This is a genomic window from Amycolatopsis sp. w19 (assembly GCF_051373225.1).
In the GTDB taxonomy this organism is placed as follows: Bacteria; Actinomycetota; Actinomycetes; order Mycobacteriales; family Pseudonocardiaceae; genus Amycolatopsis; species Amycolatopsis japonica.
Genome location: NZ_JBPQFM010000029.1, coordinates 30,524 through 49,238, shown reverse-complemented (window position 1 = coordinate 49,238; position 18,715 = coordinate 30,524). Strand labels below are relative to the sequence as shown.

Here is an 18,715-nt window from a genome sequence, read left to right as displayed (position 1 = left end):
TTCCACTTCGTCCACAGTGGCCGTCCACTGAGAAAAACGGACGAACCTCTCATTTGTTCTCTTGGGTCGACACGATAGGGTGACGTCCTCTAGGCTCCTCGGCAAGAGTTCCTGTGTGGAACGGACGATGTCGGTTCGCCACCGGACTCCACATTGCGGGTTTGCCATGGGGGCGACGAAGAATGCACGTGAAATCAGTGAGCAGAGCGGACGGCGACGTCCGTGCGGGGGCGTACCCCCGTGCGGAGTTGCTGGTCCTGCGAGACTTCTTGAAGGAAACCGAACAGGGAAACGCCGTCGCGGCGGTGGTCACCGGAACCGCCGCGAGCGGGAAAAGTGAACTCCTGCACGCATTCGGGCAACAATGCGGTGAAGCGGAAGCAACGGTACTGAGCGCGCTTTGCGTGGAAGCGGAGAAGGATCTTCCGTTGACCGCGCTGTTCCAGCTTTTCCGCGGTCCGGCACTGTCCGAAGACCTGCGCGCGAAGGCCGCGGACCTGCTCACCCGAGCGGAGCGGACCGGGCTGACCGGGCGGCCCAGTACGCACCTGATGCTCGACCTGCTGGAGCTCGTACGCGAGCTCGCCGCGCACCGCCCGGTCGTGGTGCTGGTCGACGACTTCCACCATGTGGACACACCGTCGTTGCACTGGCTGATGTTCCTCATGCGCCGCATGCGCACGATGAACGTGCTCATAGTGTTGACGGAGTCGTTGTCCGCCAAGCAGACGTTGCCCTTGCTGGGCGCCGAGTACCTCCGGCTCCCGCACTGCCGCCGGATCCGGCTGAAGCCGCTGGGCCGCGACGAAGTGGCCCGGTTCGTCCCACCCGGACAGGACGACACCCTGGTACAGGGCCTGCACGAGCTCAGCGGCGGGAATCCGTTGCTGGCACAGGCACTCCTCGAAGATCTCCGTGCCTCGGGCGTACCCCTCGCGCCCGAGACCCGGCCGATCCCCGGGGATCACTACTGCCAGGCGGTGGCGGCGTGTCTCCAGCGCGGCGACCAGGACACCCGGACCCTCGCCGGGGTCCTCGCGGTGCTGGGCAAGGGAGAAACGGTCTGCCTCGCCGTCCGGGTGGCCGGGATGGACCAGCGCACCGCCGGCCGCGCGATCACCCTCCTGCACCAGGTCGGCCTGCTCGACGCCGGCCGGTTCCGGCATCCGATGACGGTGACCGCGGTACTGGCCGACGTCCCGGTCCCGGAACGCGCGCGGCTGCACGAACGTGCCGCCGTGCTCCTGCACCACGACGGCGCCAGTGCGCTCGAAGTCGCCCGCCACCTCGTCGCGGCCGACCGGGCCGAGCGGCCGTGGGCGGTGCCCGTGCTGCGCACCGCGGCCGAACTGGCCAAAGTGGACAACCAGACGTCGTTCGCGGTCCAATGCCTGAAACTGGCCTGCCGGTCGTGCGGGGACGAAGCGCTCGAGGTCGAGATGGTGACCCAGCTCGCCGGTCTGGAATGGCGGAACAACCCGGCCATCGGCGCCGTGCACACCGACCACCTCTACGAGATCTTCCTCGCCGGGCAGCTCCCGGTGCGGGCCGCCGCCATCCTGGTGCGGTTCCTGCTGTGGCACGGCCGCACCGGGGAAGCGGGCGAGGTGCTCGACAGACTCGCCACCATGGAGCCTTCGGCCGACGATCGCACCGAAGCGGAACTGCGCATCACCCGCCTGTTCATTCTCTGTTCGTATCCCGTCCTGCGCGACAAGCTGCCCGCCCCGGCCGCGAAGGACCGCGTTCCCGCGCAATCCTTCGACCCCAACGTCCAGGCCGCGATGGCGTTGAGCCGGATCGTCACCAACGGACCGGACGACGACGCCATCGCGTCGGCCGAGAACGTGCTGAAGAGCATCCAACTCGGCGACACGATGGTCGAATCCGTGCGCAGCGCGCTGTTCGCGCTCATCTATGCCGACCGTCTCGACAAGGCGGTGCCGTGGTGCGAGCTGCTGCAGCAGGAGGCTGCCGACTGCGACGCTCCGAGCTGGCAAGCCGTGTTCGCGGCCGCGAGGGCGGAAATGGCGCTGCGCCAGGGAGATCTGGTGACGGCGGAGAAGCAGGCCAAGGCGGCCTTGACGTTCATCACGCCGCAAAGCTGGGGTGTGGCCGTCGGAGTCCCGCTGGCGACGCTGTGCCTCGCCGCCGTCGGGATGGGCAAATTCGAGGAGGCGGCCGCGCATATCAACCAGCCGGTGCCCGCCTCGATGCTGCAGACCCGGTTCGGCCTGCACTACCTGCGCGCCCGCGGCAGGCTCTACCTGGAGACCGACCGGGTGCACGCGGCGCTCGGCGACTTCGTCCTCTGCGGGGAACTCAGCAAGAGCTGGGATTTCGACCTGCCGGTGCTGGTGCCCTGGCGCGGCGACACGGCCGAGGCGTACCTCCGGCTCGGCATGCCGGAGAAGGCCAAGTCCCTTTTGGACGAACAACTCGCGAAGCTCGCCGGGTCGACGTCGCATGTGCGGGGAATCTCGTTGCGGCTCAAGGCCAAGATCGCCGAACCGCAGAAGCGGCCTGAATTGCTGCGTGAAGCGGTGAAGATCTTCCAGGCGGGCGGTATCCGCCTGGAACTCGCCCGCGCGCTCGGCGATCTGAGCCGCGCGCACTACACCCTCGCCGAATCGGGCCGTGCGCGCACGGTGGCCCGCCAGGCGTGGCACATCGCGAAGGGCTGCCACGCCGAGGTGATCTGCCGCGATCTGCGTCTCGATGGAACGGCCGACGAGGGAAAGCCGGTCGCCACCACGGCGGACATCGCCGCGTCGGGCGTCGAACGCGAGCTCATCGAATCGTTGAGCGAGGCCGAACGACGGGTCGCCGGGCTGGCTTCACTCGGCCACACGAACCGGGCGATCGCGAGCAAGCTCTACATCACGGTGAGCACGGTCGAGCAACATCTGACCCGTGTCTATCGCAAGCTGGACGTCAACCGGCGCCGGGATCTCCCGTCTTGGCTCCAGGTCTCGGTCGTCAACAGCGCCTGAACGTAAGGAACCCGGCAAGCTGTGTCGTACCTGTCCAGTCACGCGTGTCGTCCATCGGATCACGCGCGCCGTCCGTTCGGTCACGTGACGAGATGGGGTGGCGTGGTTCCGGACCGGCTGTCGGCCTGGCCCGGCGCAAGGGGTCGTGAGTGGTAAAGAGGGTTAGAACGATCATTGCCACTCACGACCCCCGCAAAGTGCTCAAATCGGGCATTTGGCGAGAACGGCTCTGCAGGTCGACCTCTGGCTCGCGAAACGACGAAGGTCTCCTTACCCCGCAAGGTAAGGAGACCTTCGTCGTTTCGTCTACTTGACGGCGGTGACGGCCGCCATCGTGCCCGCCCACCAGTAGGTGCAGTCGGCCGGCGGCTTCAGGTCGCGGACGACCTCCACCCGGAACGAGCTGAAATGGTCGAGCAGGGCACGCTGGTGCGCCCGGCTCAGTGAGTCGATTTCGTTGGTGTAGTAGGAGAAGACGCCGCCGGGGCGAAGATGGGCGGCGGCGTGCTCGAAGAATTCGGCGGCCAGCACGATGGCCTTCGGGCCCAGGGTCCTGGCGAATTCCCGTTCATCGGTCGGATAGGTGTCGTAAAGGATCGCGTCGTACTGGCCGAGGCCGCCGAGGACGTCCTGCCAGGCGCCGAGTTCCAGCCGGATATCGCGATCCGGCCACTGGGAGCGCCATTTCTCGAACTCGGCCTTCACCTCGGAGTTGATTTCGATCAGGGTGTGCGACCGGACGCCCGCGTCCTGGACGTAGGTGGCCGAAATACCCATCCCGAAACCGACTTCGAGCAGATCGCCGCCGTTCGCCGCGGCGTTTTCCGCCAGCACCTTCATCAGCGGCCGCTCCCAGTTCTGCATCACCTGCTGGCCCTGGATGAGCAGCTGCGTCGGATCGCTGTAGTCCGCCGTGCTGTCCTGCCAGTTCCGGCGGATCAGCGGCCGGTGCGAGCCCTCGACGAATTCCTGCTGGATGGTGTCGAGGTGTTCCAGATCGCTCGCGAACTCGAACACCGCGCGGCCGAGAAGGAGGTTGCGCTGGCCGGGCCCCTTGGCCCGGAGGAAGTCGTCCCTGACCGGGTCCACCGTTATCTTGAATTCCTTGAAGTTCCGTTGCATTCTGGTATATCTCCTACGGTCACGCGAGTTCCTTTCCCCCTCACGGTATCGGTGATCTTGGTGTCGTGCCGAAATGCAGGGGGTGACTTGACCACTGAACGGCACTGACGTCGGGAATAGGGGTTCACGAATAGGGGGTGAACTTCTCCGCACGGGCGGTTTCCCCGTGATAGGAACTTCACATGCCGGGGGAAACGAAGAACCAGGAAACCGACGGACGCGGCGCGCGCACGCGCTCCCTCGTCTCGTTGATCGCCGACGTCACCGTGCCGGTCGTCGTCTACTACGTACTGCTCACCTTCGGGTGGAGCAGCGGCTCCGCCTTGGTGGCGGCCACGATCGCCATCGGCGTCCTCGTGCTCGCCGTCGCGGTGAAGGAACGCAAGGTCGACGGCTTCGGGGTGTTCGTCCTCGTCGTCTGCGGGGTGACCCTGCTGGTCTCCCTGGTGAGCGGGGACGAACGCCTGCTGCTGGCCAAGGATCCCTTCACCAGCGGCCTGGCCGGGATCGCCTTCCTCGGCAGCCTCGCCTTCGGGAAACCGGTGACCTTCTTCATCTCCCGGCGGATCCGGGCGCTCACCCCGGCTCGCCGCGCGGGCTGGGACCGGCTGTACGACACGGAACCCGAGTTCCGCAAACTGCACCGGATCTCGACCGCGGGCTGGGGCGTGGTCCTGGTCGCCGAGTCCGCCGCGCGGCTCGTCCTGATCTACCTGCTGCCCGCGTCGGTGATGGTCGGCCTGTCCACCGCGATCGAACTGACCGCGATCACCGGTGTGGTCGCCTGGACCGTCTGGTACCGGCGGCGCTCCGCCGGCCGGGGCCTGGAAAAGGCGCTTCACAAGGCGGATACCGCGCCCGCGGCTGTCTAAAATGGACTAGGGGCGAGTAGGGGAAAGTGAGGGGTTGGTCCCCGCCGGACCCCGTCGTACGTTTCGGTCGAGACAGTGTGGCCCCGATGACCAGGGAGATCCGCCACGATGACCGCAGCCGATTTCGCGCCCCCGCTGACCACTCTCTGCCCTGATTTCCCGTTCGCCTACGACGATTGGCTCGCGCATCCGGCCGGGCTCGGCGAACTGCCGCCGGACCGTCTCGGCCAGGAGGTCGCCGTCGTCGGCGGCGGGATAGCGGGTGTGGTCGCGGCCTACGAACTGCTGCGTCTCGGCTTGAAACCGGTGGTCTACGAAGCGGGCCAGATCGGCGGCCGGATGCGCTCGATCCCGTTGGCGGGTGAGTACGGCGCGGTCGCGGAGATGGGCGCGATGCGGTTCCCGCCCTCGGCCACCACCCTGTACCGGTACATCGACGAGGTCGGCCTGGAGACCAAGCCGTTCGCGAACCCGTTGTCCCGCAGTACTTCCACCACGGTGATCAACCTCGACGGCGTGACCTACCGCGCGCGGACCCCGGCGGATCTCCCGTCGGTTTTCCACGAGGTCGACGACGCCTGGCACAAGGCACTGCAGGAACTGGCCGATCTGTCCACCATGCGCGACGCCATCCGGATGCGCGACACCGCCATGGTGAAGGCGATCTGGAACCGGCTGCTGCCCGAACTCGACGACCAGTCCTTCTACGGTTTCCTGGCGCGGTCGACGGCGTTCGCCTCGTTCCGCCATCGCGAGATCTTCGGCCAGGTCGGCTTCGGCACCGGCGGCTGGGACACCGACTTCCCCAACTCGGTACTGGAGATCCTCCGCGTCATCTACACCGGCGTCGAAGAGGGGCCGCGGCAGATCATCGGCGGTTGCCAGCAACTCCCGCGGCGGCTGTGGAACCACGCGCCCGCTTCGGCGCGCTTCTGGCCGGCCGGGACGTCGGTCGCTTCGCTGCACGATGGATCGCCGCGTCCCGCCGTCCTCGGTTTGCGCCCGGCGGCGGACGGGTTCGCCGTCGAGGACGAAAACGGTGACGTGCGGACCTATCCGGCCGTGGTCTTCACCGCGCAGCACCGGGTGCTGCTCACCAAGATCGCCGGGGTGCGCCCGCTGCTGCCCGCGAACGTGTGGACCGCACTGGAACGCACGCACTACATGGGCGCTTCGAAGTTGTTCGTCCCGGTCGACCGGCCGTTCTGGCACGACGTCGATCCGCGCACCGGCGAGGAACTGATGGGGATGACCCTGACCGATCGGACCCCGCGCAGCGTCTACCTGTTCGACGACGGACCGGATTCGCCGGCCGCGTTGTGCCTTTCCTATACCTGGAACGACGATTCGCTCAAGTTCGCGACACTCGGCCCGGCCGAGCGGCTCGAACTCGCGCTCGACGCGCTCGCCGACATCTACCCGGGTGTCGACATCCGCTCCCACATCACCGGCGACCCGGTCACCGTCACCTGGGAGAACGAGCCGAACTTCCAAGGCGCGTTCAAAGCGAACCTGCCGGGGCAGTACCGCTACCAGCGCCGCCTGTTCACCCATTTCCGGCAAGACGACCTTCCCGCCGCCCAGCGAGGCCTGTTCCTCGCCGGTGACGACATCTCGTGGATGGGCGGGTTCGCCGAAGGGGCGGTCACCAGCGCGCTCAACGCGGTGTGGGGGACGCTGCGCCATCTCGGCGGGGCCACCGACCCGCGCAATCCCGGGCCCGGCGACGTCTTCGAGCACATCGCGCCGATCGAACTGCCCGAGTCCTGAACGGGTCGAGGCCCGGTCCGGCGACTGGGGGATAGTCGACGGACCGGGCAGGCGAGACAGTGCTCAGCTCGCGTAACTGGGGGTTCGCTGAGCCTGCCTGAGTACCTTGGCCCGGTACACCCAGACCCCGGCGGTGCGGAAGATGACCATCGTCAGAGCCATGGTGACGAAGAAGGCGGAGACGCCGCCGGCGTCGATCCCGGTGTCCATCAGGAACTTGCCGAAGTCGGCCGCGAACGAGTGGCTGTGCTCCAGCGTGTAGACGAAGATGAGCCGTCCCACCAGGACGAACAACCACAGTCCCAAGTAGACCCAGCCCGCCCTGGTGTAGACGGCGGATTTCTCCTGGTCCCACTCGACCTTCGTGCCCTTCAGCAATCCCCAGCCGATCAGGACACCCGCCGCGATGCCGACCAGGCCGGCCAGTGAGTTCGGCGTGGTCAGCTTGAGGTCGTAGAGGACCGCCCAGCCCACCAGCGCGCACGTGAAGAACGGCAGGATCAGGATGACCAGGTGGGCCTTGTGGCGACCGATGTGCGTGAACAGCACCAGCGCCAGCAGTACGCCGCTCAGGATGAGGGCGTTTCGCATGGCTTCACTCATCAAAACTCCTTCGAAAGACTCCCCATCCGGCAGTTCGATGCCGGTTGTCCCGAAATCTAGGGCGAACGGCCGCGCCGATCATCGGCGCGCGGGTGGGAATCCGGTTGGAGATCGGCGTCCACCTCGAGGTGGAGTGCCGTGTGGCGCGGACCGGTGAGGGCAGGCCATGATGCAGGCATGGTCGAAGAAGTGCCCCCGGTCCGGATCGTGATCGCCGAAGACCAGGCGGCGGTACGCGAAGGGCTGGCCCTGCTGGTGGGGACGGTCGCGGGGATCACCGTGGTCGGCCAGGCGCCCGATGGCGAGGTCGCCGTGCGGCTGGCCGGGGAACTGAGCCCGGACGTCGTGCTGATGGACCTCTCCATGCCCCGGTGCGACGGCGTCGAGGCGACCCGGCGGATCAAGGAACACCATCCGGAGATCGAGGTCGTCGTGCTCACCACCTACGCCGACGACGACTGGGTGCTGCGCGCCTTGGAGGCCGGAGCGCTGGGATACCTGACGAAATCGGCGAACAAGCACGAAATCGGGCGCGCGGTGCACGCGGCCGCGGCGGGACAGGCCCTGCTCGACCCGCGGGTGCAGCGGCGAGTGCTCGGCGCCGCCCTGGCGCCCGCGCCCGCTTCGGCGCCGCCGCCCGAGGACGACGCGAAGCTCACCAAGCGGGAAGCCCATGTGCTGACGCTGATCGCGGCGGGGCGCAGCAACAAGGAGATCGCCGCGGAACTGTTCGTCAGCGAGACGACGGTCAAGAGCCACATCAACCGGATCTTCGCCAAGACGGGGAGCCGGGATCGGGCGCAGGCGGTTCGGTATGCGTACCAAGCGGGTTACGTGCGGGACTGAATCACGCGAGTTCCGTGCCTGATCACGCGAGATCCGTCTTCAAACACGCGAGATCCGCTTGGCGGCACGTTCGCCTCAGCCCGGAACCCGCGCGGTGACGTCCCAGAACCGGCCGTCCGGACCGGTGACCAGGGTGCCGTCGACGAGTTCGATCCGTTCGCGCATCCCGGTCAGGCCGTAGCCCGGCGTGTGACCGGGGTCCGGTGCGGCGGCGAGAGGATTGCGGACGTGCAGCCGGACCTCGTCCGGCGGGTACTCCAGTTCGACGCTCACCGCCTCGCCCGCCGCGTGCTTGGCCGCGTTCGTCAGCGCTTCCCGGCAGATCCGGAGCAGCGCGATCGTCTGCGCCGACGGGAGGTCGCGGTGCTCGCCCAGCATGGTGAACTCCGCCGGGGTGTCGTGTTCCCGGCCGAAGGTCCGCACCAGTTCGTTCAGCGCGTCCGGCAGGGCGCGGACGTCCTCGCGCAGCGCCGCCACGGCGTCCCGGACGTCGCTGAGCCCTTGGTCGGCGAGACTTCGCGAAAGCGCGAGCGAACGCAGGGCGCCTTCGGTGTCGTCCTCCTCCACCAGCAGCGTGTGCATCACCTCCAGCTGGACCCGCAGCGCGCCGAGGGAATGGGCGACGACGTCGTGGATCTCGCGGGCGATACGAGTGCGCTCGTCGAGTGTCGCGGCGCGCACGCCCCGGGTGTGCGCCAGCCGTTCCTGGTGCAGCAACCGTTCCGCCTGCGCGACCCTGGTCAGATGACCGCGGCGGGTGAATCCGACGAGGACCACGATGACGACCGCGCCGAGCGCACCCAGCCACGCCTCCGAAGGGCGGTGGCCGAGCAGGCTGGAGGCCACGATGGCGGCGGCGTCGAAGACCATCAGCGCGATGATCGCGACGGTGCCCGGTTCCAGCCGTGAGGCGAACGCGGCGAGGGTGATGCAGGTCATGATCACGGCGGTGCCGTCGGTGGCGGCACCGGTACCGAAGGCCGGGACCGCGCTCGCCGCGGCCAGCGGGAGCAGGGCGGCGCGGGGGAAGCGCTCGCTGATCCCGATCCACAGCAGCCAGCTCGCCGACGACACGGCGTAGAGCACCCACAGCCAGCCGGCGCCGGCCGGGACGGTCGCCGTCATCTGGGTGACGGCCAGCAGCGCCGTCCCGGCGGCGGGCGCGGCCCAGCGCCAGCGACGTTCCTCGGCCTCTTCGGACGCTGCTTCGGTCATACGACGATCGTAGGGCCACCACGACTTTTCGCTCGCGGGCGATCATTCCGAGGGTGGAAATACCGTCACCGTTGGTAGGAGGTCGCTCTCTCGCGGTTGTTTCCGCAGGAAGCGTCCGGCTAGTGTTCGCCGAGGCGAAAGAAAGCGGTCTCTCCGACCCTCCGCCGAACAATTCCCATCCCTTTCGGAGGAATCCTGCGATGACCGCTCCAAGCGGCGATGCCGGGGACTGGGTCCGTGTTTTCCGGCCCGGAGGACCGTCGGTACCGCGTCTGATCTGCCTGCCCGACGCCGGTGCGGCCGCGAATGCGTTCTTCCCGCTTTCCGCCGCGCTCGCGCCGGGGATCGAGGTGCACGCGGTGCAATATCCGGGACGTCAGGATCGGGTCGCGGAACCGTGTGCCGAAGACATCGGGGAATTGGCCGACCGGGTCACCGGGGCGCTCGCGCTCTGGGAGGGCGCGCCGTTCGCGGTGTGCGGCCACGGAATGGGCGCGGTCGTCGGTTTCGAGGTGGCGAGGCGGCTGGAGCAGGTGCTGACCGGGAGCCCGGTCGCGCTGATCGTGTCCGGCTGCCCGGCCCCGTCCCGGTCCGGCTCCGTCGGGCTCCACCTGCTGCCGGATCAGGACCTCGTGACCGAGCTGTACTCGCTTCGCGACGCCGGCTCGCCTGGCGCGCGGGACGCGGAACTGCTCAAGGCCGCTTTCCCGGCCATCCGGGCCGATTTCCGGGCGCTGGCCGCCTACCGGCCCGAACCCGGGCCGGCGCTGCGCTGTCCGGTCACGGTGCTCGTCGGCGACAGCGACCCGGCGGTGTCCCTCGACGAGGCGCGCGCCTGGCACGAGTACACCACCGGCCCGTTCGACCTCCAGGTCTTCCCTGGCGGGCACGGTTTCCCGGAGGCTCGGCCCGAGGAGTTCGCCGAGGTGGTGACCGCCGCGGTCCTGCGGCGGTGAAGCGGCCAAGACGTCGCGAAAGCCACTTTCGCAACCTTCAAGGTTGCGAAAGTGGCTTTCGCGGCACCGGCCACCGGCCACCGGCCACCGGCCACCGGCCACCGGCCACCGGCCACCGGACCCGGACCGGTTCGGTTGCGTGACTGAGCGGACGGCACGTGTGATTCGACGGACGACACGCGTGACTGGGTGGACGGCACTCGGACGCGATCGGTCCTGCCTTGAGTCGTCCGGCTGGACACGCGTGTCGTCCACTCAGTCACCTGTGTCGTCCGTGGGATCACACGTGCTCGCCGGCGGTAGTGACGTCCGGGTCAGCGTTGCGGGCTGCCGCCCGGGATCTTGGCGCCGCCGAGGCGGGCGGACAGCACGAGCGTCATCGCCATCAGGTTCGCGCCCAGCGAGAGCAGGATGGTGCCGCCGCCGGAGGTCAGCGTCGCGCCGGCGAAATGCCCGATCACGCCGAGCACGCCGCGGACGAGCAGCAGGCCCACCCAGACGGCGAGACCGAGCGCGCCGATCCGCTGGTAGACCTTGTCGCCGCGCCGCTGCAGCTGCGTCATCGCGCCCATCGCGGCGCCGCCCAGGAGCGAGACCAGCAGGCCCACGCCGAGGAAGACGATGTCGGTCACACTGATGGTGGTGTCCAGATGCCGCATCTGGATGACCCCGATGGCGACCAGGGTGAGCGGCCCGCCCCAGATTTCCACGTTCTCCAGCGGTTTCCAGCTCATGCGCTGGTAGATCACGTAGACGACGACGGCGATGGCGACCGCGATGTTGATCAGCGTGCTGGTGTCCACTGCGCACTCTCCTCGGCTGTGGGCGACCTGTTCGTTCGGTATCGATCACGAGCGTAGGAGCAGGCACCCGTCCCGGCGACCAACCACGGGTTGACGTCCGGGTGGAATTCCCCGATCCACCCGAACCGGGGAACCGGCGATTAGGGGTGGGCACCGGTCGCTAGGGGTTGTTGGCGCTTCGAGGCCGATCCTACTGTCGGGTTCATCGGCCGGACCGCCAATTCCCGGCCCGATCGGCTCTCGCTTCCGAATCCCCTTTCCCGGAATTCGGAGCCGGATTTCGCCGACTGAAAGGTGTCTCACGTTGCATTCCTACCAAGTGGCCGTCGTCGGCGCCGGATACGTCGGGCTGACCACCGCGGCGTGTCTCGCCTCGCTCGGACACCGGGTCCGGTGCACCGATTCCGATCGCGGCAAATTGGCCCGGCTCCAGCGCGGTGAGGTCGACATCCTGGAAAAGGGCCTGCCCGGTCTGGTCGCCGAGGGAATCGCCGCCGGACGGCTCGGTTTCGTCGAATCGGCCGCGGAGGCCGTCGAGACCGCGGAAGCCGTCTTCCTTTGTGTACCCACCCCGATGGGCGAGGGCGGGATGGCCGATCTGTCGGCCGTCGTCGACGTCGCGACCAAGGTCCGTGACGTGCTTTCGCCGGGTTGCGTGCTGGTGAACAAGTCGACCGTGCCGGTCGGGACCGCGGCCAGGGTCGCCGCGCTGCTCGGCCGGGACGACGTCGCGGTGGTGAGCAATCCGGAGTTCCTCCGCGAGGGCACCGCCGTCCACGACTTCCTCAACCCGGACCGGATCGTCGTCGGTTCCGACACCCGCGGCCCGGCGGAACGCGTCGCGGCGCTCTACGCCCGGCTCGGCGCCCCGACGGTGCTGACCGACGCGGCGAGCGCGGAGATGGTCAAGTACGCCGCCAACTGTTTCCTCGCCACGAAACTGTCCTATGTGAACGCCATCGCCGAACTGTGCGAGCGGCTCGACGCCGACATCGGCGACGTCACCGAAGGCATGGGTTACGACCGCCGGATCGGCCCGACGTTCCTCTCGCCGGGGCCGGGCTGGGGTGGTTCCTGCCTGCCCAAGGACACCATGGCGCTCAAACAGGTCGCCGAGGTCGCGGGTTTCGAGTTCGGCCTGCTCGACGAGGTCATCTCCGGGAACGCGAAACAGGCGTCCAGGGTGGTCGAACGGATCGCCGTCGCCTGTGGACTCGACGCGGACGCGGATCTCACCGGCCTGCGGATCGGCCTGCTCGGGCTGACCTTCAAGGCGGGCACCAACGATCTCCGGGATTCCCCGGCGCTCAGCGTCGCCCGGCTGCTGGCCGAGCGCGGCGCGGAGCTGACCGGGTACGACCCCGGCCTCACCGGCGCCGAACCGCCGATCCCCGGCGTCCGGGTCGTCGACGACCCCTACTACATCGCCAAGGACGCGCACGCACTGGTCCTGCTGACCGATTGGCCGCAGTTCCGTGCCCTCGACTGGCCGCGGATCGCCGGCCTGCTCGAAGGACCGGTCGTCGTCGACACCCGCAACCACCTCGACCCCGACGCGCTCAGCCGGTCCGGCATCGCCTGGCGCGGCTTCGGCAGGCCCCCGGTCGACCCGGTGCGCACGCCGTCCTTCGACCCCGTTCCCTGACCGTCCTCAAAGGACAGAAACGAAAGGTGGACCCCATGCGGGTTTTGTGCACCGTGACCGGCTCGCAGGGCCACGCACGGGCGGTGCTGCCCTTGGCCAGGGCGGCGGCGAAGGCGGGCCACGACGTGCTCGTCGTGACCCCGCCGGAACTGGCCGACGTCTTCGAGCCAGGGCTGATGCGGATCGAGCCGGTGCTTCCGGGCATGGTCGAGGCCATCGGGCGGATGGTGCAGGAACGTCAGGAGGCCGAAGCCGCCGGGACCCCGCGCCGGGTGCTCGACACGCGTGATCAGCTGATCGCCACCGCGAGCGGCCCGCACGTCACCACCGCCTACCAGAAGCTTTACCCGCTGGCCAAGGAGTTCCAGCCCGACATCGTGGTGCGTGACGGCGCGGAGCTTTCCGGCGCACTGGTCGCCGAGCAGCTCGGCGTCCCGTACATCAGCGCGCCGTCGGGTGCGGGCAACCTGATCGACCCGGCGGGCCTGGTGGAGCCGCTGAACGAGCGCCGCCAGGAGCTGGGGCTCGCCGCCGAACCCGACGCCGGGATGGTGCACCGCTACGGCCGTTTCGACTGCCTGCCCGCCGACACCTCGTTCGCCGCCTTCGATCTGCCGACGCCGTTCACCTACCGCCAGCCGTCGGAGGTGGCCACCGGCGAGGTCCTGCCGCCGGAGATCGCCGTGATGCCCGCGGACCGGCCGCTGGTGCTCGCCTCGGTCGGCACCGCGCTGCCCATGCTCGGCGCGTTCAAGGCGTTCGGCATCGACCCGCCGGAGGAGATGGAAGACCCCGACGTCACGGTGCGTGCCCTGATCGAAGGACTGTCCAGTGTGGACTGTTCGGCGGTGGTGGCGACGGCCGGGTTCCCGATCGGCGACGTCGAGGTCGGCGACAACGTGCTCGTCGTCGAACGGATGCCGCAGCCGCTGCTGCTCGAATGCGCGCAGCTGTTCCTGACCCACGCCGGGTACAACAGCATCCGCGAGTCGCTGCGCGCCGGAGTGCCGATGGCGACGCTGCCTCAGTTCGGCGACCAGCCGCACAACGCCCGCCGCATCGAGGAACTCGGGTTCGGCAAGCAGATCCCCGCCACCACACCGGAAGCGGTCGCCGAGACCTGCCGCGCGGTGCTGGCCGACACCCGGATCGCGGCCACCGTCGCGCGGGCCCAGCGGCGGAGCCTGACCATGCCGGGCGTGGAGTCCGCCGTGGCCCACCTCGAAGAGCTCGCCGGCCGGGCCGCGGGAACGGAGTAGCGCGGTGCAGATCGACCACTACGTCAGCCAGCTGCTGGACGTGCTTTCCACGCGGCCGGACGAGATCGCGTTGCGTCACGGCGACGAAGCGCTGACCTCGGCGGAACTCGCGGCGGCCGTCACCGGTGCCGCCGCCGCGCTGCGCGACCGCGGGACCGGCGAGGGCGGGGTGGTGGCCCTGCTGACCGTGGGGAACAGCCCGGCGACGCTGATCGGCCGGTACGCCGCCAACCTGATCGGTGCCACCGTGGTGCACCTGCGCGGGATCAACGCCGCCGATCCGCTCGACGAACTCCCGATCGCCACGCAGGTCGAGATCGTCGACGACACCGGCACCACCGTCCTGCTCACCGACGCGGCGAACCTCGACCGGGCCAGGAAGATCCGCGACGCCATGGCGGAACCGGCGGCGCTGGCGGCTTTCGGGGACTTCGGTGACGACGTCGCCGACATCACCGGGACCGCGAGCGAGGTCGAGCCACGAGCCGAGGGCACCGCGGTGCTGACCTACACCAGCGGGACCACCGGCAGGCCCAAGGGCATCGGCCGCGGGTTCGGCGGACTGGGCGCGGTGGTCACCAAGGCCCGGCACATGACCGAACGCTGCACGATGCTGGTCACCACGCCGCTGAGTCATTCCGTCTCGTCCACAGTGGACGACGCGGTCGCCTCCGGCGGGATGATCGTCCTGCACGAGGGTTTCGACGCCGGCGCCGTGCTCGAAGCCGTGGAACGCCACCGGGTCAACCGGGTCTACCTGGCCACCCCGCAGCTCTACGACCTGCTCGACCATCCGGCACTGGGCACCACCGACCATTCCAGCCTGCGCGAGCTCTACTACGGCGGGAGCCCGGCCTCCCCGGTGCGGCTCTCCCGGGCCGCGGAGGTGTTCGGCGCGAAGCTGATCCAGATCTACGGCACCACCGAAAGCTGGGTGATCGCCGCGCTTTCGCCGGAAGAGCACCTGAAACCGGAACTGCTCACCACGGTCGGCAAGGCGGTCCCGTTCGTCCAGGTCGGCATCCGCGACCCGTACGTGCGGCACGAGCTGCCCGCCGGGAAGACCGGGGAGATCTGCGTCCGGTCGCCGATGATGATGGACGGCTACTGGAAGCGGCCCGACCTGACCTCGCGGGTCCTCATCGACGGCTGGCTGCACACCGGCGACGTCGGCTACCTCGACGAGAACGGCTACCTGTACCTGGTCGACCGGCTCGCCGACATGATCAAGACCAACGGCATCAAGGTGTACCCGGCCGAGGTCGAGAACGCGCTGCTGGCCCATCCGGACGTCGCGCAGGCCGCGGTGTTCGGGGTCGCCGACGAGGACAACGTCGAGTACATGCACGCGATCGCGGTGCCGCGCCGGGGCAGGGACGTGGATCCCGCCGACCTGGCCGCGCACGTCGCGCGGGCGCTGTCCCCGAGCCACGTACCGGCGGAGATCCGGCTCCGCGCCGAGCTTCCGCTGACCGACGCGGGGAAGCCGGACAAGCTCCGCCTCCGCGAGGAGGCGAAACCCGCCACCAAGTCCAGCCACGCCAAGCCAGAGAGCGAGTTGACGTCATGACCACCTATCTGGAGTCCTTCCAGCGCACCCTGCAGGGCGAAGTGCTGCAGAAACGCGACTTCCTGGAGATCGGGCGGCAGGCGGGCCGGTTCCCGACGGCCAGCCGGTACGAGGAGGCCGAAGCGGTCGCCGAGATCAACGTCTGGTGCAGCAACGACTACCTCGGCATGGGCCAGCACCCGGACGTGCTCTCCGCGATGAAGGAGGCCGTCGAGCGGTTCGGCGCCGGGGCGGGCGGTTCGCGCAACATCGCGGGCACCAACCACTACCACGTGGCGCTGGAACGCGAACTGGCCGAACTGCACGGCAAAGAGGACGCGCTGCTGTTCACCTCCGGCTACACCGCCAACGACGGTTCGCTGACCGTGCTGGCGGGCCGCCCCGAGGACTGCATCGTGTTCTCCGACGAGAAGAACCACGCCTCCATCATCGACGGGCTGCGGCACAGCGGCGCGGAGAAGAAGATCTTCCGCCACAACGACGTCGCGCATCTGGCCGAGCTGCTCGCCGCCGCTCCGGCCGACCGGCCGAAGATGATCGTGTTCGAATCGGTCTACTCGATGAACGGCGACGTCGCGCCGCTGGCGGAATTCGCCGCGCTGGCGAAGCAGTACGACGCGATGACCTATGTGGACGAAGTGCACGCCGTCGGGATGTACGGCCCCGAAGGCGCCGGGATCGCCGCGCGCGAGGGGATCGCCGACGAATTCACCGTCGTGATGGGCACGCTGGCCAAGGGCTTCGGCACCACCGGCGGGTACATCGCCGGGCCCGCCGCGCTGATCGACGCCGTGCGCACCCACTCGCGTTCGTTCATCTTCACCACCGCGCTGCCGCCCGCCGTGGCCGCCGGAGCGCTCGCCGCGGTCCGGCATCTGCGTTCGTCGGAGCGGGAGCGCGAGATCCTCGCGGACAACGCGCAGCTGCTGCACAAACTGCTCGCCGAACGCGGGATCCCGTTCCTCTCGGACGAGTCGCATATCGTGTCGATCCTGGTCGGCGACGACGCGCTCTGCAAGAAGGTGCACGAACTCCTGTTGCAGCGGCACGGGATCTACATCCAGTCGATCAACGCGCCGAGTGTCCCGTTCGGACAGGAGATCCTGCGCACGGCCCCGTCGGCGGTGCACACCGGCAGCGACGTGCAGAAGATGGTCGAGGCGCTGGACCAGATCTGGCTGGATCTCGGTCTGCCCCGCGGTTGAGAGGGGAGTCCGGTGTCCTTGTCCCTCGCGGCCGTCCTCGCCGATTCGGCGGGCAGGCGGCCGGATCACCCCGCGCTCGTGTTCGACGGGGAACCGTTCTCCTACCGGGAACTCTGGGCCGGGGCGAAGAGGTACGCCTGCGCGCTCCGGGACCAGGGGGTCGCCGCCGGCGACCGGGTCGTGCTGCTCCTGCCGAACACGCCGGAGTTCCCGATGGTCTACTTCGGTGCGCTGGCGCTCGGCGCGGTCGTCGTGCCGGTGCACACGTTGCTCGTCGCGGAGGAGATCCACTACATCCTCACCGACTGCGACGCCCGGGTGCTGATCTGCGGAGCCGCCCTGCTGGAGCAGGGCGGCGAGGCCGCCGACACGGCCGGTGTCGAAGTCCTGACGATGCTGGAGGACTTCGACACCGGCCGCGTCCGCCTCGACGTCCTCGCCGGGGCCGCGGCCGAGATCGAGCGGTACGAACCGCGCGAACCCTCGGACCTCGCGCTGATCCTCTACACCTCGGGGACGACCGGGAAACCCAAGGGCGCGATGCTGACCCATCTGAGCATCGTGCTGAACGTGGCCACCACGATGCTGTCGCCGTTCGACTTCCATGCCGACGACGTGCTGCTCGGCTGCCTGCCGCTGTTCCACACCTTCGGCCAGATCTGCGGGATGGCGACCTGTTTCCGCGCCGGCGCGACGATGGTGCTGATGTCGCGGTTCGACGCGCGTGCCGCGCTGGAACTGATGGTGGAGCAGAACTGCTCGCTGTTCATGGGCGTGCCGACGATGTACGTCGCGTTGCTGGAGGCCGCCGAGGACGAACCGAGGCGACCCAAACTCGACCGGGCCTTCTCCGGTGGTTCGTCGCTGCCCGTCGCGCTCTTGGAGCGGTTCGAGGCCGTGTTCGACTGCCCGATCTACGAGGGGTACGGCCTCACCGAGACCTCTCCCGTGGTGGCCTACAACCAGCGCGCGTGGCCGACCCGCGCGGGCACCGTCGGCAAACCGATCTGGGGTGTGGACGTCGCCATCGCGCGTGCCGAGACCGAAGACCGGATCGAACTCGTGCCGCCGGGCGAGGTCGGCGAGATCGTCGTCCGGGGGCACAACGTGATGGCGGGCTACCTGAACCGCCCCGAGGCGACGGCCGCCGCGATCGTGGACGGCTGGTTCCGCAGCGGCGATCTCGGGTTCCTCGACGACGACGGCTATCTGTCCATTGTGGATCGCAAAAAGGACATGATCCTTCGCGGCGGCTACAACGTGTATCCGCGTGAGATCGAGGAAGTGCTGGCCAGGCATCCCGCGATCGCCCAGGTCGCGGTCGTCGGCGTGCCGGACGACCGGTACGGCGAGGAGGTCTGCGCCGTCGTCGTGGCCGCTTCCGATCGGGAACCCGGGCCGGAACTGGCGGCGGAGCTTGTGCTGTGGAGCAAGAAGCGCGTCGCGGCCTACAAGTATCCGCGCCGGGTGGAGTTCCTGGACGCGATGCCGCTCGGGCCCAGCGGCAAGATCCTCAAGCGGGAGCTGGCGGACCGGCTCGGGCGCTGACCTTTGTGCGACGGTGATGGGCTGAAGGCTCCGTTCGCCGCATGTGATGCGGCGAAGGGAGCCTTCGGCCCAAGCCGGATACGGGCGCGTGTCGCGAAAGCCACTTTCGGGACATCACACGTCGCGAAAGTGGCTTTCGCGACGTGCGCCCAGACCGCTCGCTGACGTTGCGAAAGCCACTTTCGCAACCTTCAACGTTGCGAAAGTGGCTTTCGCAACACGCCGCCGCCCGCCGACCCCTGCCCGCACCCCGCGCACGACGGTGAACAGGGGCACGTAGGGGTGCGAAAGGGGTCCGTTCCCGCACT

General features: G+C 68.8%; 14 protein-coding genes. 10 read left to right on the top strand and 4 right to left on the bottom strand.

The window, feature by feature from the left end; translation table 11 throughout:
* Window positions 1-197 precede the first annotated feature (197 nt).
* Window positions 198-2,993 (top strand): ATP-binding protein, encoded by a 2,796-nt coding sequence (locus tag ACSMFO_RS35950; RefSeq protein WP_436462061.1) that lies wholly within the window; start codon window positions 198-200, stop codon window positions 2,991-2,993.
* A 306-nt stretch (window positions 2,994-3,299) separates the two neighbouring features.
* On the opposite strand, the gene ACSMFO_RS35945 is transcribed toward ACSMFO_RS35950, so the two are convergent.
* On the bottom strand, window positions 3,300-4,082 hold the full coding sequence (locus ACSMFO_RS35945) for a class I SAM-dependent methyltransferase (protein WP_360121203.1): 783 nt from the start codon (window positions 4,080-4,082) through the stop codon (window positions 3,300-3,302).
* A gap of 215 nt (window positions 4,083-4,297) precedes the next feature.
* On the opposite strand from ACSMFO_RS35945, the gene ACSMFO_RS35940 reads away from it, so the two are divergent.
* Together ACSMFO_RS35940 and ACSMFO_RS35935 are read left to right on the top strand one after the other, a co-directional pair.
* Complete coding sequence (locus ACSMFO_RS35940; protein ID WP_436462060.1) at window positions 4,298-4,987, top strand: VC0807 family protein; 690 nt, start codon at window positions 4,298-4,300, stop codon at window positions 4,985-4,987.
* A gap of 108 nt (window positions 4,988-5,095) precedes the next feature.
* Window positions 5,096-6,757 (top strand): flavin monoamine oxidase family protein, encoded by a 1,662-nt coding sequence (locus ACSMFO_RS35935; protein WP_436462059.1) that lies wholly within the window; start codon window positions 5,096-5,098, stop codon window positions 6,755-6,757.
* Window positions 6,758-6,820: 63 nt separating this feature from the next.
* Here the strand turns inward: ACSMFO_RS35935 and ACSMFO_RS35930 are convergent, their stop codons facing one another.
* Window positions 6,821-7,360: a DUF1453 family protein gene (locus tag ACSMFO_RS35930; protein WP_038510786.1), complete on the bottom strand. Its 540-nt coding sequence runs from the start codon at window positions 7,358-7,360 to the stop codon at window positions 6,821-6,823.
* 177 nt (window positions 7,361-7,537) lie between these two features.
* Here ACSMFO_RS35930 and ACSMFO_RS35925 point away from each other — a divergent pair, with 177 nt between their 5' ends.
* Window positions 7,538-8,206: a response regulator gene (locus ACSMFO_RS35925; RefSeq protein WP_436462058.1), complete on the top strand. Its 669-nt coding sequence runs from the start codon at window positions 7,538-7,540 to the stop codon at window positions 8,204-8,206.
* Between the two features lie 75 nt (window positions 8,207-8,281).
* On the opposite strand, the gene ACSMFO_RS35920 is transcribed toward ACSMFO_RS35925, so the two are convergent.
* Window positions 8,282-9,421: a sensor histidine kinase gene (locus ACSMFO_RS35920; protein WP_051972420.1), complete on the bottom strand. Its 1,140-nt coding sequence runs from the start codon at window positions 9,419-9,421 to the stop codon at window positions 8,282-8,284.
* 200 nt (window positions 9,422-9,621) lie between these two features.
* Between ACSMFO_RS35920 and ACSMFO_RS35915 the strand changes: the two genes are divergently transcribed.
* The gene (locus tag ACSMFO_RS35915) at window positions 9,622-10,377 is read left to right on the top strand and encodes a thioesterase II family protein (protein ID WP_436462057.1); all 756 of its coding nucleotides are present in this window, start codon (window positions 9,622-9,624) and stop codon (window positions 10,375-10,377) included.
* Window positions 10,378-10,691: 314 nt separating this feature from the next.
* On the opposite strand, the gene ACSMFO_RS35910 is transcribed toward ACSMFO_RS35915, so the two are convergent.
* On the bottom strand, window positions 10,692-11,180 hold the full coding sequence (locus tag ACSMFO_RS35910) for a DUF1453 family protein (RefSeq protein ID WP_037345115.1): 489 nt from the start codon (window positions 11,178-11,180) through the stop codon (window positions 10,692-10,694).
* 304 nt (window positions 11,181-11,484) lie between these two features.
* Here ACSMFO_RS35910 and ACSMFO_RS35905 point away from each other — a divergent pair, with 304 nt between their 5' ends.
* From ACSMFO_RS35905 to ACSMFO_RS35885, 5 genes are read left to right on the top strand one after another with little or no spacing between them, the layout of a single operon-like run.
* Window positions 11,485-12,825, top strand: a complete 1,341-nt coding sequence (locus tag ACSMFO_RS35905) for a UDP-glucose dehydrogenase family protein (RefSeq protein ID WP_436462056.1) — start codon at window positions 11,485-11,487, stop codon at window positions 12,823-12,825.
* A 35-nt stretch (window positions 12,826-12,860) separates the two neighbouring features.
* Window positions 12,861-14,084: a glycosyltransferase gene (locus tag ACSMFO_RS35900; protein ID WP_436462055.1), complete on the top strand. Its 1,224-nt coding sequence runs from the start codon at window positions 12,861-12,863 to the stop codon at window positions 14,082-14,084.
* A gap of 4 nt (window positions 14,085-14,088) precedes the next feature.
* Window positions 14,089-15,654 (top strand): AMP-binding protein, encoded by a 1,566-nt coding sequence (locus ACSMFO_RS35895; protein ID WP_436462054.1) that lies wholly within the window; start codon window positions 14,089-14,091, stop codon window positions 15,652-15,654.
* Window positions 15,651-16,859 carry a 5-aminolevulinate synthase gene (gene hemA, locus ACSMFO_RS35890; protein WP_378426122.1) on the top strand — a complete coding sequence of 403 codons (1,209 nt, stop codon included), beginning with the start codon at window positions 15,651-15,653 and terminating at the stop codon, window positions 16,857-16,859. Before ACSMFO_RS35895 ends, hemA begins: the two co-directional genes overlap by 4 nt.
* Window positions 16,860-16,871: 12 nt before the next feature.
* Window positions 16,872-18,407 carry a long-chain-fatty-acid--CoA ligase gene (locus ACSMFO_RS35885; protein ID WP_436462053.1) on the top strand — a complete coding sequence of 512 codons (1,536 nt, stop codon included), beginning with the start codon at window positions 16,872-16,874 and terminating at the stop codon, window positions 18,405-18,407.
* Window positions 18,408-18,715: the final 308 nt, after the last annotated feature.